The following is a 14257-nucleotide window of genomic DNA, read 5'->3' on the forward strand; positions in this document are numbered from 1 at the left end:
GGCCGCCGGGGATCTGTCGCGGGTTAGATATCAAGCGTGTGGTCTTTTTCCCAGCGGCTGAAATGCGACACGAAGGAATTCCATTCCTTGTGCTTCAATTTCAGGTAAGAGCGCGAGAAATCCTCGCCCATGGCCGCCATCAAGCCGGCATCGTCTTCATAGGCGCGCAAGGCATCCAGCATGTTCAGGGGCAGCTTGGGCGCGTCGGTAATCTTGTGCCCTTCGGCATACATGTCGATATCGCGGCGGGGGCCGGGATCGGCCTTGCTGCGGATGCCGCTCAGGCCAGCTGCGATGATGACCGCCTGCAACAAATAGGGGTTTGCGGCCCCATCAGGCAGGCGCAATTCGAACCGCCCCGGCCCCGGCACGCGTACCATATGGGTACGGTTATTGCCGGTCCATGTTACCGAATTGGGCGCCCATGTCGCCCCCGACATGGTGCGCGGCGCGTTGATCCGCTTGTAGCTGTTGACCGTGGGGTTGGTGATCGCAGCAAGGGCGCTTGCGTGTTTCATGATCCCGCCAAGGAAATGCTTGCCACGCTCGGACAGGCCGACCTCGCCCGTCTGGCCAGAGCCGTCACCGGCGAAAACATTGGCCTTGGCATCCTTGCCCGGCGCATCCCAGACGGAAATATGCACATGGCAGCCATTCCCTGTCAGCCCTTCGATCGGCTTGGGCATGAAGGTCGCGCGCAGCCCGTGCTTTTCGGCCACCGATTTGACCATGAACTTGAAGAAACTGTGCTTGTCGGCGGTTTTCAGAATGTCGTCGAATTCCCAGTTCATCTCGAACTGGCCGTTGGCGTCCTCGTGGTCGTTCTGATACGGGCCCCAGCCCATATCCAGCATGTAATCGCAGACCTCGCGCACCACATCGTAGCGGCGCATCACGGCCTGCTGGTCGTAGCAGGGTTTCTCTGCGGTATCGAACGGGTCGGAAATGGCGTCGCCTTCGGGGGTCAGCAGGAAATATTCGGCCTCTACCCCGGTTTTGACATGCAGGCCTTCGTCGGCGGCCTCAGAAATCAGGCGGCGCAGCACGTTGCGCGGGGCTTGGGCCACATCCTGCCCTTCCATCACGCAATTGCCCGCGACCCATGCGACCTCTGGCTTCCACGGTAATTGGATGACGGAATCGGGGTCCGGGACCGCCAGCATGTCCGGGTCGGCGGGTGTCATGTCCAGCCATGTTGCAAAGCCCGCGAAGCCCGCGCCATCGGCCTGCATATCGGCAATGGCCTGCGCGGGCACCAGTTTGGCGCGCTGACCGCCGAACAGGTCGGTAAAGGAAATCATGAAATATTTCACGCCGCGGTCGGCTGCAAATTGGGCTAGGTCGAGTGTCATGCGGTGTCCCCTGTTGATCTTGTTCTTGAACGAAAAACGCGGGCCAGCATCTGCCAGCCCGCGCCCTGAATCAGTAGCCTGTGCCCGGCTTGCCCGGATACCAATCCGTCCCGGCTAGCGGAATTTGCGCCATGGCGGCGGCTTCCATGGTCAGGGCGCACAGATCCTCTGGTTCCAGATTGTGCAGGTGGTTGTGGCCACACGCCCGCGCGATGGTCTGGGCTTCCAGCGTCATGACCTTCAGGTAATTGCGCAGGCGGCGGCCCGCTTCCACCGGGTCCAGCCGCGCGGCCAGCTCGGGGTCTTGCGTGGTAATGCCTGCCGGGTCACGCCCCTCGTGCCAGTCGTCATAGGCGCCCGCCGTTGTGCCCAGCGCATTATACTCTGCTTCGTATTTCGGGTCGTTGTCGCCCAGCGCGATCATGGCCGCCGTGCCAATGCTCACCGCATCCGCGCCCAGCGCCAGTGCCTTGGCCACATCGGCCCCGGTGCGAATACCGCCAGAGACGATCAGCTGCACTTCGCGGTGCACACCCAGATCCTGAAGCGCCCGCACGGCGGGGCGAATACAGGCCAGCGTCGGCAGGCCCACATGCTCAATGAACACATCCTGCGTCGCCGCCGTGCCGCCTTGCATCCCGTCCAGCACCACGACATCTGCCCCGGCCTTGACCGCAAGCGCCACGTCATAATACGGTCGCGTGCCGCCGACCTTCACATAGATCGGCACTTGCCAGCCGGTAATTTCGCGCAGTTCCAGTATCTTGATTTCCAGATCATCCGGGCCAGTCCAATCCGGGTGACGGCAGGCGGACCGCTGGTCGATCCCCTTGGGCAAGGTGCGCATTTCAGCCACGCGGTCAGAAATCTTCTGCCCCAACAACATGCCGCCCCCGCCGGGCTTCGCGCCTTGGCCGACGACAATCTCGATCGCATCGGCGCGGCGCAAATCGTCCGGGTTCATGCCGTAGCGCGAGGGAAGATACTGGTAGACCAGCGTCTTGGAATGCCCGCGCTCTTCCGGGGTCATGCCGCCATCGCCCGTGGTGGTCGACGTGCCCGCCTCTGACGCGCCGCGCCCCAAGGCTTCTTTGGCTTGGGCCGACAAGGCGCCAAAGCTCATGCCCGCAATCGTGATCGGAATATCCAACTTGATCGGCTTTTTCGCAAAGCGCGTGCCCAGCGTGACACTGGTGTCGCATTTCTCGCGGTAGCCTTCCAACGGGTAGCGGCTGACCGATGCGCCCAGAAACAGCAAATCGTCAAAATGCGGAACCCGGCGTTTTGCGCCACCGCCGCGGATATCGTAAATCCCGGTCGCGGCTGCGCGCCGGATCTCGGCATTGATCGGGTTGGAGAATGTCGCCGACTGAATCGGCAAGGTGCGCGGAATGCGGCGATCGTCGTCTTTCATGGTCATCCCCTCAATAGGCCGCAGCGTTGTCGATGTCGAAATTGTAAAGCTTGCGGGCAGAGCCGTAGCGCCGAAACTCTTCCGGTTTGGCGTCCACACCTGCGCGCGCCAAAAGATCGCGCAGAATCTCCAGATGTTCCGGGCGCATCTCTTTCTCTATGCAGTCGGCACCCAGGCTTTTGACCGACCCGCGCACGAATAACCGCGCTTCATAGAGCGAATCGCCCAGCGCATCGCCCGCATCGCCGCAGACAACCAGATTGCCCGCCTGCCCCATGAAGGCGGACATGTGGCCGATATTGCCCTGCACCACGATGTCGATCCCCTTCATCGAAATGCCGCAGCGGCTGGACGCGTTGCCCTTGATAACCAGCAAGCCGCCGCGCCCGGTCGCGCCCGCGTATTGGCTGGCGTCCCCGTCGATGATGACGGTGCCCGACATCATGTTTTCGGCAACACCCGGCCCGGCAGAGCCAGTGACATGGATCGTCGCCTGCTTGTTCATGCCGCCGCAATAATAGCCGGTGGAGCCGCGCACGGTCACGTCAATGGGCGCGTCCAGCCCTACGGCGATGGCATGCGCGCCGCGCGGGTTCAGCACTTCCCATTGGGTGGCATTGGTCTGTTCCGCCTGCGCCTGAAGCGTTGCGTTCAACTCGCGCAGCGGCTGGGTGGCAAGGTCTATGGTCTGCATGGCTCAGTGGCTCCAGAAATAAACGGTGGCGGGTTCGGGTTCCCAGACGCGGGCTGTATCTATGCCCGGCAGGTTGACCAACGCGCGGTATTCGGACCCGAAGGCGACATATTGGTCGGTTTCCGCCATCACAGCGGGCTTGCAGGCAATGGGGTCACGCACCACGCCAAAGCCGTTCTTGGTGCCAACGACAAAGGTGAAAAAACCGTCCAGATCATCGATCGAGGATTCGAGCGCTTCGCCCAAGCTGGCGCCCTGCTGCATCCGCCAGCTTAGATAGGCCGCGCCCACTTCGGTGTCGTTTTCGCTTTCAATACGCATACCCGCCGCGCGCAGCTTGCGGCGCAGGCTGTTATGGTTCGACAGCGACCCGTTATGAACAAGGCACTGGTCTGCCCCGGTTGAAAACGGGTGCGCGCCTTGCGTCGTGACAGCCGATTCGGTCGCCATGCGGGTATGGCCAATGCCATGGCTGCCCGACATGGCCGACAGGTTGAAGCGCGCGGCCACGTCTTTTGGAAGCCCGACTTCCTTGAAGATCTCTATCCGCTCGCCATCGCTCATAACCCGCAATCCGGGGCGCAATTCGGCCAAAGCCGCGCGCGCTGCGTCGGCCTTGGCGGCAGGCAGGTCAATTACGGCATGCGTATCGACCACGCGCGCCACCACTTGCGCGCCCAGCGCCGCCGAGAGGTCATCGGCAAGCATGGCGAAATCGGTGTCGGGCTGCGCGGATTGCACCGCCATCTTGGCGCGGCCACCTTGCCCCGCACCATAGATCGCGATCCCGGCGCTGTCCGGCCCGCGATCCGTCATTGTAATCAGCATATCGGTCAGCAGCGCCCCCAACTGGGGTTCAAGCGCCCTGTCTTTCAGAAATAATCCGACAATCCCGCACATGGCTTGTGTCCTTTTGGTCTTGAGGTTGACACGACGCTAGCAGCAAACAAAACGCCTATCAACTGTTAAGAATTATTTTTTCCTAAGCGGAAATATCTTGGGCAGGAACTGCCTATGCAATGGGCAAACCGCGATTCGGGCAATCGGCCGACCAGCTCAGGCCAGTTAGAACCAATTGCAGCCAAGAGTGCACGCCTCATACCCAGTCACGGCAAAATTTTTGCCTGACGGGAAAAATATTTTCTTTTTATGTTGATTTTTTGGCTCAATGTGGTCTGCTTTCCATAGAAAGGCGTGGAATCGGTCACATGGTCGCAGGCCACAGGGACCAATTCATACCAAAACGCGCCACTTGTTGATGGGAGAGACAGACATGACGCAATCCTGGCGCTTTTCAGCACTTGCAGACCGGCACCGCGCGATGGGGTCGGCACTTGAAGACTGGTCCGGCATGGGCACGGCCTGGAGCTATGACAAGGATCAGGAAGAGGAATACCTGGCCATCCGCACCAAGGCCGGGTTCATGGATGTGTCGGGCCTGAAAAAGGTGCATGTGGTCGGACCGCACGCCTTTCATGTCATCGACCGCGCCACCACGCGCAATGCCGACAAGATCAAGCCGGGCCGCAGTTCTTACGCGACCATGCTGAACGATGACGGCAAATTCATCGACGATTGCGTAATCTACCGCACCGGGCCGAATGCCTACATGGTCGTGCATGGGTCCGGCCAAGGGCATGAACAACTGACCATGGCCGCGACGGGCCGCGACGTGGATATCCGCTTTGACGACAACCTGCACGACATATCGCTACAGGGGCCGCTGGCGGTGGATTTCCTTGAAAAGCAGGGCGTTCCGGGCATCCGCGATCTGGCCTATTTCTCGCACACGCAAACAATGCTCTGGGACAAGCCGGTGATGATTTCGCGCACAGGCTATACCGGCGAGCGCGGATACGAGATTTTCTGCCGCGCGCAAGATGCCGTGGCCATCTGGGATGCGCTGGTTGAACACGGCGCGCCGATGGGCATTATCCCCACGCGCTTTACCACGCTTGATTGGCTGCGCGCCGAAAGCTACCTGCTATTCTACCCCTATGACAATTCCGAGATGTATCCGTTCGCGGATGAGAAAGCGGGCGATACGCTGTGGGAATTAGGGCTGGATTTCACGGTATCCAAAGGCAAGACCGGCTTTCGCGGGGCAGAGGAACACTACCGCCTGAAGGGTAAGGAACGTTTCAAGATCTACGGTGTCAAGCTAGAGGGCACCACCCCCGCCGAAGAGGGCGCGGCACTGATGAAGGACGGCAAGCAGGTGGGCGTCGTGACCATCGGCATGTATTCGTCCCTGAACAAGCACAATGTGGGCATTGCCCGGATGCCAGTGGACTGCGCCGTTGATGGCACACCGATGATGGTGCGCAACACCGATGGCGACATCCCGTGTGTTGCGCAGTCCATGCCCTTTTATGACCCGGACAAGAAGCGCCGCACCGCCAAGGGCTAAGCCGCCAACAGGGCGCGCGGCCCCACGCGCGCCCCTGCCAGACAGGAGATGCACGCCGGATGAGCACGTTCGACTTCCCCCCCTCCATTGCCAGCCGCCCGACCTATGGCAAACTCGCGCCGCGCGCGGGTGCCGCGCAGATCATGCTTGCCGATGCCGAAGGGGCAGAGGCGCTTTTATCCTTGGCAAAGGCCAATCCGGACCTGATGCGCCGCGCCCATGTCATCTATATTCCGAAAGACACGGGCACAGGGTTTAGCGACCAGCTTCGCGCCGCCGCACCCGATATTTTGCACATCGCGCCCAGCTACGCGGCCTGCACCCAGCGTTTGCAGCGCGTGTTCAGTGCGGCCCCCATGGGCGCGCAGTTCTACCTTGCGGGCACCGAAGGGCTGATCGGACAAGCCATAGCGCTGGCCTTGCAGATCGGCATCCCGAAATCTGCGATTCAGACCGAACATCGCGGTTCGGTCGCGCGGCGCGTGCAATGCGTGCATTGCAAAGGCATCACGGAAGAAGTGATGACCGACCCGTTCCAATGCGGCCATTGCGGGCTGAACCTGTTCGTGCGCGACCATTACTCGCGCCGACTGGCCGCGTTTCAGGGCGTCTGCATAGATGCCGAAGACCCCGGCAATGTGCCCCCGTCGGTGGAGCTGTATTCATGAGCGCCGGTCTGGAAAAACTGCCCGTGGTGGTGACCGCCAAGGTCAAGCTGAATGATCTGGTCACCCGGTTCGAATTCGCCCATGCCGACGGCAAGCCGTTGCCACCCTTTTCCGGTGGGGCGCATACGGTCGTTGAAATGCGCGACGGCGGCGTGACCCGTTTGAACCCCTATTCGCTGATGTCCGACCCGATGGACCCCACGCAATATGCCATATCCGTGCGGCGCGACGATGCCGGGCGCGGCGGGTCGGTCTTCCTGCATGACAAGGTGCGGGTGGGTGACAGGTTGGTGCTGGGATACCCGGTCAACCTGTTCGCGCTGGACCTGACCGCGCGCAAACACCTGATGATCGCGGGCGGCATCGGGATCACGCCCTTCGTGGCGCAGATCAAGCAGTTGCAAACAACCGGCGGCGCGTTCGAATTGCATTATTCGGCCCGGTCGCACGCCTTGGCCAGCTACGCCGATGAGTTGCGCGCAGCCCATCCGGCGCGGATAAACCTGTATCTGGACGATCAGAACCAGAAAATCCCGCTGGAGCGGCTGCTGTCGGGCCAGCCACCGGGCACGCATGTCTATGTTTGCGGCCCGCGCGGGATGATCGACTGGGTTCTGTCCACCGCCGAACGCCTTGGCTGGCCGCCCGAGGCCGTCCATTCCGAAGAATTCCTTGCCCCGCAATCGGGCAAACCCTTCATGGTGGAACTGGCGCAATCGGGCAAGACCATCACCGTGGGCGAACATGAAAGCCTGTTGGAAGCGATGGAGCGCGCGGGCGTCGATGCGCCCTATCTATGCCGGGGCGGGGCTTGCGGGCAATGCGAAACCCGCGTGCTGGCGCATGACGGCACATTCCAGCACCACGATCACTGGTTGGAAGATGATGAACGCGACGGCAGCAAGATCATGCCCTGCGTCAGCCGGTTCGAAGGCACCCGGCTGGTGCTGGACAGGTAAAGGAGACGGGACCATGACGATCCAGTTCAACGACGAAACTTTCCGCGACGACTACACCTTCCGCAACTCGGAATGGGCGATCCGGCGTTTTCCCTTCCCGTTCCACGAAGACAGCTACATGTATTCGGTCAACATGGAACGCCACCGGGGCGGGCCGGAGGGGTCGGTCTATGCAAAGCGGTTTGACGTGGACGAGCACTATATCTCGGAAATGCGCGACCGCGCGCTTGTGCTGGCGGATGACCCGCTGCGCTGCCAATCGCTGCCGCATATGACGTTGGCAGGATGGGATCTGCTGGAACTTATCATGGTCAGCAAATCCGAAGATTACCCCGACCTGTTCGAGTTGCACCGCGACGGCAGTACATGGCGCTGGGTCAACAAGCCTTTGGGCATTGACGACACATTCACCTTTATGGACGAAGCCAGCCTGCCCTATGGCCCCATGGAATACATCACCCGCCAGACGCAAGGCGATTTCGCGGTGCTGGACCAGCGCGAGAACAATCTGTGGATGGATGCGGGCATGGTCACCACGCAGGCCGACTGGTCGCTGGATTTCGACATCGGGATGAATTTCTTCGAATGGCACGCCCCGGTGCCGCTGGCGCATGAAATGGGCGTGTTCAAACGGGCGCTGAAATTCCTGCTGAACGTGCAGCAAGGCAGCCCAGCGCGGCGCCTGAACTGGACCATGACAGTCAACCCGCTGCTAGATACCAGCCCGGAAAACTACCATAAATGGGGCATTCAAAAGACCACGCTGACGCCCGAGAATATCGGCCGCAAACAACACTTGCGTGTCGAATTGCAGACCTTCTTCCGCCTGCCCCGGTCAAACGCGCTGGTGTTTCCGATCCGCTGCTACCTGATTGCGCTGCAAGACCTTGTGACGGTGCCCAAATGGGGCCGCCGCCTGCACCGCGTTATCCGCGACCTGCCGGAGGAACTGGCGACCTATAAGGGCTTTATCGACAACCGCCCACTTATCGTGGATTACTTGTCGCGCTTTGATGATGGCTTGCCCACCTCGCCCGGCATCTGGCCCGATCTGGACAGCGAACCGCCGCTGAAAACGTGATGTCAGGCGCTTTGCGGGTAGGAGATGATCGACAAGTATCGGGCCGGCAGCTTTTCCAGCACTTCCGGCCCATGCGGCGCATCTGCGTCGAAGAACAGCGTGTCGCCCGGCTTCAGCGGGTAAAGCGTGTCGCTGTGCCGATACTGCAATTCCCCTTCCAGCATATAGATCGTTTCAATCCCGCCATGCTGAAAGGTCGGGAAAATGTCGGATTCTTGGGTCAGGGTAATAAGATAGGGTTCCACCATGACCCCGCTGGCATTGGACCCGATATGCCCCAGCAGATTGTATTGATGCCCCGCCCGCGTGCCGGCGCGCTCAATCTCTACGCCGGTGCCAGCCGGGGTGTGAACCGCCTCGCGGTGTTCCTCGAAACCACGAAAAAACGCGGTCAACGGCACGCTCAGCGCGTGCGACAGCGCCTGCAACGTGGTCAGGGATGGCGATGTATTGCCATTCTCGATCTTCGACAGCATCCCGATGGACAGTCCGGTCAACTCTGCCAAATCCGCCACCGTGATACCCCTTTGCCGCCGGTATGCGCGCACTTCGCGCCCAATGGCCACTTCAAGCACTTTCTCGCGTTCATCGCGGGTGCTGTGAGGGTCTTGCCGCAATGGCGCGGCGCGCCCGGCAATCTCTGTTGGTTTGACGAATGTTGTCATAGGTCACCTATCGGCGTGAGTGCGGCAATTGACTTCGGAAATCAGGGCATCAAGGAGCCTGCGAAATGTTTAACCGCAGTATACAGAGTATGACTGAAAATGAAAATATCCAGCTTGGCTTCCTGATTTTCCCGGGTTTTCCCATGGCCTGCCTGACGTCGATGATAGAACCTTTGCGGGCCGCCAATGAGATCGCAGATACACGGTCATTCGCATGGACGCTGATTTCCGAAGATGGCGGGCCGGTGGAAAGCAGCGCCGCGGTGGCGTTCCACCCGAACTGCACGCTCGTCGGTGCGGGGCACCTTGATTACCTGTTCCTGCTATCGCCGCCCAATGGTCGCTTCACCGACCCGCGCAAAGGCAACGGCGCGCTGCGCAACCGCGCGCGCCACGGCGCCACTTTGGGCGGCGTCAGCGGCGGTGTGTTTCCGCTGGCGCGCGCGGGCTTGCTGGATGGGCATGTGACATCGGTGCATTGGTGCTACGCGGCGGCCTTTGGCGACGAATTCCCCGACCATCGCACCACCGACGATGTCATCATGGTGGACCGTCGCCGCGTGACGATTTCGGGCGCGGCCGCCGGGTTCGATCTGGCCTTGCGGCTGATCCAGCAACGTCTGGGCGACGAAGTGACAACCGAAGTCGCCTGCTGGTTCCAGCATCCCTTCGTGCGCGGCGACGGGGTGCGCCAGCGCATCCCCGCGCTACGCTCGACCGCCGCGTCGGACATGCTGCCCGAACCGGTCGCACACGCGCTGCGGATCATGGACGACCATCTGGAAGACCCGATCGCAGTGGGGGATATCTGCGAGCAGATCGGGATTTCACCGCGCCATTTGGAACGCCTGTTCAAGCTGCAACTGGGCAAAAGCCCGAAGCTGTATTACCGCGCGAAACGGCTGGATGCGGCGCGGCAACTGGTGATGTATTCCAACCGCCCGCTGCGTGACATCGCGCTCTCTTCTGGTTTCTCCAGCCCTGCCGCGCTGCGCAAGCGCTATGCCGAAGCCTATGGCCTGACCCCGGAAGAGGACCGCGACCGCATCAACATGTTCCGGGTGCAGCAAAACGCGCCGGTGCCATCCAGCTAGGCATGGGCCGATTCGCTTGGCCGAATCACTCGGCCCGCGAACCGGCCTTGGGACCGGAAGCCACACCAATAAGACCGCATCAGATGCTCAGGACCAATTTTCGGGCCTGTTTCGGACCAATTTCGTATCTTTAGGAAATATTTTTTCGCTTAAGGCAATTTTTCCTTTGTAAAATGCACATCTAGCGTCATCCTTTTCAAGTCGCAGCAACCGGTTGTAAAATTGGTTCAAAGCGCTGTCGACGGACAACAGGGATCAAGACCCATCGCGCGAGGCAGGCCCGACCTGGACCAAAGCGTCGCCACCGGTCATGGAGAATGCTATGTCACTAAATCTGGAAACCGTCTTTGCCGAGCAGGTTACGCTGAACTCGCTTGTGCAAAACCTTGTCTATGCGTCGGGAACTGTCGGCGCGATCATGGTCGTTGCCGGCCTGCTGATGATCGACGCGGGCACCACGCGCAGCAACAACCTTCTGAACTCGACCCTTGAAAAGCTCTTGGGATTTTTCATCGGGTTTGCGACCTATTTCCTGATCGGCTTCGGGTTCTGGGCCGCGCAATATTACATCATGGAAGGGGCCACGCTGACCGATTCCATCAAGGATTGGTGGCTGGCGGGCGGCATGGCCAATGCCCGCGCGCATGAGGTCGATCCGGGTGTATTTCCGGGGCTAAATACGTTCCAGATATTCATCTTCTTCCTTGCCTGCTTCGCCGGCATCATCAACGTTCTGTTCCATTTCGCCGTGGCCGAACGGATGAAGGCAGCGGCCTATTTCATCTTTTGCGCCGTGGCGACGGTGGTCTCTTCGGCGCTGAGCTGGGCGACATGGGGCTCTGTCGGGCCGCTGACCAACCCCGGCTTTCACGACTTTTTCGGGGTGGGCTTCGTCTATCTGTTCCCGGCGGGCATGGCCTTGGTCATGGTGCCGAAACTTGGCGCCCGTCCCGGCATGTTCAACCCGCACCCCAAGGTGGCCAGCTATGACGCGCCCAGCATCGGGTTGGCGGCCACCGGGCTTGTGACCATCTTCGCATCGCTGCCCATGGTGATCCTGTCATGCCTGTTCTTCTTCGACCCCGAAGCACTGGCGGTCAGCGTGACCATGGCCAATACCAGCGTTGGGATCGCCTTCAACAATTACGGGTTGGCTTGGGCCGGTGGGGCCATTTCTGGCCTGCTGATCGCTTATAAAACCCGCAACTATGCCTACACGCTTCTGGGGCCGCTTGCAGGCTATGTCGCGGGGGCGTCGGGATTTGACGTGTATTTGCCGTGGCAGATGTTCCTTGTCGCCCTTGGCGCGCCTTTCGTGGCCTATGCTGTCTATGAATTCACGCTGAAACGCGGGATCGACGAACACAAGCTGTTCCCGCTGTTTCTGGGCGCGGGCAGCTACGGGTTGATTATGCTGGGCATTTTCAAGGCCGGCACCCCGCGCGGCGGCTATCTTGGCTTCGAGGAAGGGGCCTATGCGTTCCAGCACGGTGAAATCGGCATCGTCATGCAAGTGGTCGGCATTTTGGCCTGCATTGGCGCCGGTGTTGTCACGGCCTTGGTGCTTGGGTTCATCTTGGAAAAGACCATCGGCCTGAAAGTGACAGAGGACGAGCAAGCGGACGGTCTGGACCAAAAGAACTGGGACATTGCGCCCGCACCGAATGGGACACCGGCGGAATGATCCGTCAGCGCGCGCTGCGGCGATTGGCCCGCGGCGCGCGCGTGGGCACCGCGACAATTCTGGCCATTTCCCATTGCAGACACTATGTAAGCCTTGAACTGGTCGCCCCATGGGCAGACCCAAAGGATTGGCGAAATGGGACTTGCGATGAATTCACGGCTGGAAGCGGGGCTTGTGTTGGATCAGGCCGTGGGCGGCACCGTGCAGATCGTGATCGACACGCTGTTCGCCAAGATCCAGTCAGAGGAATACCCCGCCGATTCGCGCCTGCCCAGCGAACGCGCCTTGGCCGCAGAACTGGGTGTCTCTCGCAACACGGTGCGCGAGGCGCTGGATGTGCTGGCCACGCATGACATCATTCGGCGGCGTGCAGGGAGCGGCAGCTTCGTGACCTATCGCGCCCGCAAGGTCGAGCAAAGCAGCAGCGGGTCAATTGCCGAACGCACCAGCCCGCTGGACCATTTGGTTGTGCGCAGCATTATCGAGCCGGAAATGGTGCGTCTTGCCACCATCAACATGAGCCCGCGCGAGTTGGAAGAGCTGGACGATATCGTGTCGCGCATTGAACGGGTGCGCAGCGATGTGAGCGAGTTCATCAAATGCGAGGAAGAGCTTTACCGCAAGATCGCCCAAGGCACCCGCAACCCGTTGCTGGAAGCCTGCTACGAGCTGACGATCGAAGTCTGCCGCCAGAGCTTTCGCACCGCGCTGATGCGGCGCCATCTGACGCCGGACCGGATTCAAAGTTACCAGACCCGCTATAACACGCTGTTCAACGCCATTGCGGCGCGCGACGTGGAAGCGGCGGTGGAATTTGTGAAGCTGCATTTGGTGGATGAACAGAAGCTGCTGCTGCACGAAAGCTGAAGCGGCGGTCAATCGGCCCCGCCCGGCACGCGCGGATGCAGGCTATGCGGCACACCAGAGGCCACCAATTTCTGGTGCCATAGCTGGCCAAGATCGCGCATTTCAGAATGCAGAAGCGTTTCGTGCCGGTCCAGCCAGCCGCGCACCGATCCGAATTCGACGATGCGGGCTTTGCCCTTCTCGATCCGCACGACCGGCCAATCGCCCACAAGCGCGTGGCTGATCCCGAAAATATCCTCGCCCCACCATTCGGCAGGGCCAAAGGCATGGTTGACCTGCCCCATCTGCTTCATCGCGGCCAGAACCGCCGCCGCGTTCAGCGCGCCGACCTTTTCCACCGCCGCATGCCAGATATCCAGAATAGCGACATATTCCCAGCTGACCGCGCTCCAGCTATTGGGGAATCTTTCCTGATATTCGGCATAGAACCCGTGCGGCTGGTTAAAGAAGAACGCCTTTTCCGCCAGCGCCGGATCATCGAAATCGGGAAACTGGAAAATCGCGCCTTCCATGAACTGGGCCGATGTGCGCGCAACCAGTCGGTCATATTGGTCCAGCGTGCAAGACAGGATCATGCCGCGAAATCCCTGCGCATGGGCATATTCGGTCATGGCGTGCACCATGGGCGTGTAACTGGTGCACCAGCACAGCAGGTCAGGGGATTCGTCGAGCATTGGCTGCACAATGCTGGCCACGTCGGTTGCGTCGGGCGCGTATTGAACATCCTTGCAGATCTGGTGACCTGCCGCCTTGAACGCCGCCCGATAGGTTGCAAGCGACGGCAGGCCAAACCCGTCGCGCTGGCTGCACAAGGCCACGCGCCGAACCTGCGGGCAGTTGCGCCCGATCCAGTCCACACCGGTCACATTATAGACCGGGTGCACTTCTGACGGGGCAATCAGGTAACGGGTGTCGGGCGACAAGTCGCTGGGCAGCAGGGTCGAAGCAAGCACCCGGCTATCATTCAGCAACTCGCGCAGATGCGCGACATAATCGCCCCCCAGCAGCATCAGCAGCGACACCTGTTCTTGCCAGACAAGGTCGCGCGCCAAGGCCAGCGCCTGCGCGGGATCGTCCCCGCAATCGCGCGCGATCACGCGCACCGGGTAGCGACGGCCTTGGATCAGCAGCCCCCCGGCGCGGTTCAGCCAATCCTCCCAGATCTGGCAGCCCTGATACCCCGGCAAGCCCCAAGATTGCACCGACCCGCTCAGCGGCACCAGCATACCGATCTTGACCTCTTGCGTCATGCCCACGCCAAAGCTGGGCAAAAGACTGCGCATAGCCATGCGATGGGCGAAACTCGTGTCAATCATGACGAAAGATTAACAGGTCTGCGACCATACGCGACGGGAAAATCGCCCTATGG

General features: G+C 60.8%; 13 protein-coding genes. 7 read left to right on the forward strand and 6 right to left on the reverse strand.

Features of this window, described 5'->3' with window-relative positions; genetic code table 11:
* Nucleotides 1-23: 23 nt before the first annotated feature.
* The 4 genes from glnT to AWT76_RS14055 all read right to left on the reverse strand — a co-directional run bounded on the left by glnT (nucleotide 24) and on the right by AWT76_RS14055 (nucleotide 4360).
* Complete coding sequence (gene glnT / locus AWT76_RS14040; protein ID WP_072246898.1) at nucleotides 24-1352, reverse strand: type III glutamate--ammonia ligase; 1329 nt, start codon at nucleotides 1350-1352, stop codon at nucleotides 24-26.
* A 70-nt stretch (nucleotides 1353-1422) separates the two neighbouring features.
* Nucleotides 1423-2766 carry an FMN-binding glutamate synthase family protein gene (locus AWT76_RS14045; RefSeq protein ID WP_072247733.1) on the reverse strand — a complete coding sequence of 448 codons (1344 nt, stop codon included), beginning with the start codon at nucleotides 2764-2766 and terminating at the stop codon, nucleotides 1423-1425.
* Nucleotides 2767-2776: 10 nt separating this feature from the next.
* Nucleotides 2777-3460, reverse strand: coding sequence for a GltB/FmdC/FwdC-like GXGXG domain-containing protein (locus AWT76_RS14050; RefSeq protein ID WP_072246899.1), 684 nt, complete (start codon nucleotides 3458-3460; stop codon nucleotides 2777-2779).
* Nucleotides 3461-3463: 3 nt separating this feature from the next.
* Nucleotides 3464-4360 (reverse strand): class II glutamine amidotransferase, encoded by an 897-nt coding sequence (locus tag AWT76_RS14055; protein ID WP_072246900.1) that lies wholly within the window; start codon nucleotides 4358-4360, stop codon nucleotides 3464-3466.
* A 373-nt stretch (nucleotides 4361-4733) separates the two neighbouring features.
* Between AWT76_RS14055 and AWT76_RS14060 the strand changes: the two genes are divergently transcribed.
* From AWT76_RS14060 to AWT76_RS14075, 4 genes are read left to right on the forward strand one after another with little or no spacing between them, the layout of a single operon-like run.
* Nucleotides 4734-5870 carry an aminomethyl transferase family protein gene (locus AWT76_RS14060; protein ID WP_072246901.1) on the forward strand — a complete coding sequence of 379 codons (1137 nt, stop codon included), beginning with the start codon at nucleotides 4734-4736 and terminating at the stop codon, nucleotides 5868-5870.
* A gap of 59 nt (nucleotides 5871-5929) precedes the next feature.
* Nucleotides 5930-6538, forward strand: a complete 609-nt coding sequence (locus AWT76_RS14065; protein ID WP_072246902.1) for a dimethylamine monooxygenase subunit DmmA family protein — start codon at nucleotides 5930-5932, stop codon at nucleotides 6536-6538.
* On the forward strand, nucleotides 6535-7497 hold the full coding sequence (locus AWT76_RS14070) for a PDR/VanB family oxidoreductase (RefSeq protein ID WP_072246903.1): 963 nt from the start codon (nucleotides 6535-6537) through the stop codon (nucleotides 7495-7497). The genes AWT76_RS14065 and AWT76_RS14070 overlap by 4 nt, the downstream gene beginning before the upstream one ends.
* 13 nt (nucleotides 7498-7510) lie before the next feature.
* Complete coding sequence (locus AWT76_RS14075) at nucleotides 7511-8578, forward strand: heme-dependent oxidative N-demethylase family protein (protein ID WP_072246904.1); 1068 nt, start codon at nucleotides 7511-7513, stop codon at nucleotides 8576-8578.
* Between the two features lie 2 nt (nucleotides 8579-8580).
* On the opposite strand, the gene AWT76_RS14080 is transcribed toward AWT76_RS14075, so the two are convergent.
* Nucleotides 8581-9243 carry a helix-turn-helix domain-containing protein gene (locus AWT76_RS14080; protein WP_072246905.1) on the reverse strand — a complete coding sequence of 221 codons (663 nt, stop codon included), beginning with the start codon at nucleotides 9241-9243 and terminating at the stop codon, nucleotides 8581-8583.
* Nucleotides 9244-9332: 89 nt separating this feature from the next.
* Here AWT76_RS14080 and AWT76_RS14085 point away from each other — a divergent pair, with 89 nt between their 5' ends.
* From AWT76_RS14085 to AWT76_RS14095, 3 genes are all read left to right on the forward strand, one after another.
* Nucleotides 9333-10337 carry a GlxA family transcriptional regulator gene (locus AWT76_RS14085; RefSeq protein WP_072246906.1) on the forward strand — a complete coding sequence of 335 codons (1005 nt, stop codon included), beginning with the start codon at nucleotides 9333-9335 and terminating at the stop codon, nucleotides 10335-10337.
* Nucleotides 10338-10659: 322 nt separating this feature from the next.
* Nucleotides 10660-12021, forward strand: coding sequence for an ammonium transporter (locus tag AWT76_RS14090; protein ID WP_072246907.1), 1362 nt, complete (start codon nucleotides 10660-10662; stop codon nucleotides 12019-12021).
* A 135-nt stretch (nucleotides 12022-12156) separates the two neighbouring features.
* Nucleotides 12157-12888, forward strand: a complete 732-nt coding sequence (locus tag AWT76_RS14095) for a FadR/GntR family transcriptional regulator (protein WP_245638823.1) — start codon at nucleotides 12157-12159, stop codon at nucleotides 12886-12888.
* An 8-nt stretch (nucleotides 12889-12896) separates the two neighbouring features.
* Here AWT76_RS14095 and AWT76_RS14100 read toward each other — a convergent pair whose 3' ends face one another.
* Nucleotides 12897-14204, reverse strand: coding sequence for an ABC transporter substrate-binding protein (locus tag AWT76_RS14100; RefSeq protein WP_072246909.1), 1308 nt, complete (start codon nucleotides 14202-14204; stop codon nucleotides 12897-12899).
* Nucleotides 14205-14257 lie beyond the last annotated feature (53 nt).

The organism is Roseibaca calidilacus, from assembly GCF_001517585.1.
In the GTDB taxonomy this organism is placed as follows: domain Bacteria; phylum Pseudomonadota; class Alphaproteobacteria; order Rhodobacterales; family Rhodobacteraceae; genus Roseinatronobacter; species Roseinatronobacter calidilacus.

What these genes read in the sequence shown, in the direction of transcription:
- AWT76_RS14090 (WP_072246907.1), top strand. Translation starts at nt 10,660, where the DNA reads ATGTCACTAAATCTGGAAACCGTCTTTGCCGAGCAGGTTACGCTGAAC.
- AWT76_RS14060 (WP_072246901.1), top strand. Translation starts at nt 4,734, where the DNA reads ATGACGCAATCCTGGCGCTTTTCAGCACTTGCAGACCGGCACCGCGCG.
- AWT76_RS14075 (WP_072246904.1), top strand. Translation starts at nt 7,511, where the DNA reads ATGACGATCCAGTTCAACGACGAAACTTTCCGCGACGACTACACCTTC.
- glnT (WP_072246898.1), bottom strand. Translation starts at nt 1,352, where the DNA reads ATGACACTCGACCTAGCCCAATTTGCAGCCGACCGCGGCGTGAAATAT.
- AWT76_RS14095 (WP_245638823.1), top strand. Translation starts at nt 12,157, where the DNA reads ATGGGACTTGCGATGAATTCACGGCTGGAAGCGGGGCTTGTGTTGGAT.
- AWT76_RS14085 (WP_072246906.1), top strand. Translation starts at nt 9,333, where the DNA reads ATGACTGAAAATGAAAATATCCAGCTTGGCTTCCTGATTTTCCCGGGT.
- AWT76_RS14065 (WP_072246902.1), top strand. Translation starts at nt 5,930, where the DNA reads ATGAGCACGTTCGACTTCCCCCCCTCCATTGCCAGCCGCCCGACCTAT.
- AWT76_RS14100 (WP_072246909.1), bottom strand. Translation starts at nt 14,204, where the DNA reads ATGATTGACACGAGTTTCGCCCATCGCATGGCTATGCGCAGTCTTTTG.
- AWT76_RS14045 (WP_072247733.1), bottom strand. Translation starts at nt 2,766, where the DNA reads ATGAAAGACGACGATCGCCGCATTCCGCGCACCTTGCCGATTCAGTCG.
- AWT76_RS14055 (WP_072246900.1), bottom strand. Translation starts at nt 4,360, where the DNA reads ATGTGCGGGATTGTCGGATTATTTCTGAAAGACAGGGCGCTTGAACCC.
- AWT76_RS14070 (WP_072246903.1), top strand. Translation starts at nt 6,535, where the DNA reads ATGAGCGCCGGTCTGGAAAAACTGCCCGTGGTGGTGACCGCCAAGGTC.
- AWT76_RS14080 (WP_072246905.1), bottom strand. Translation starts at nt 9,243, where the DNA reads ATGACAACATTCGTCAAACCAACAGAGATTGCCGGGCGCGCCGCGCCA.
- AWT76_RS14050 (WP_072246899.1), bottom strand. Translation starts at nt 3,460, where the DNA reads ATGCAGACCATAGACCTTGCCACCCAGCCGCTGCGCGAGTTGAACGCA.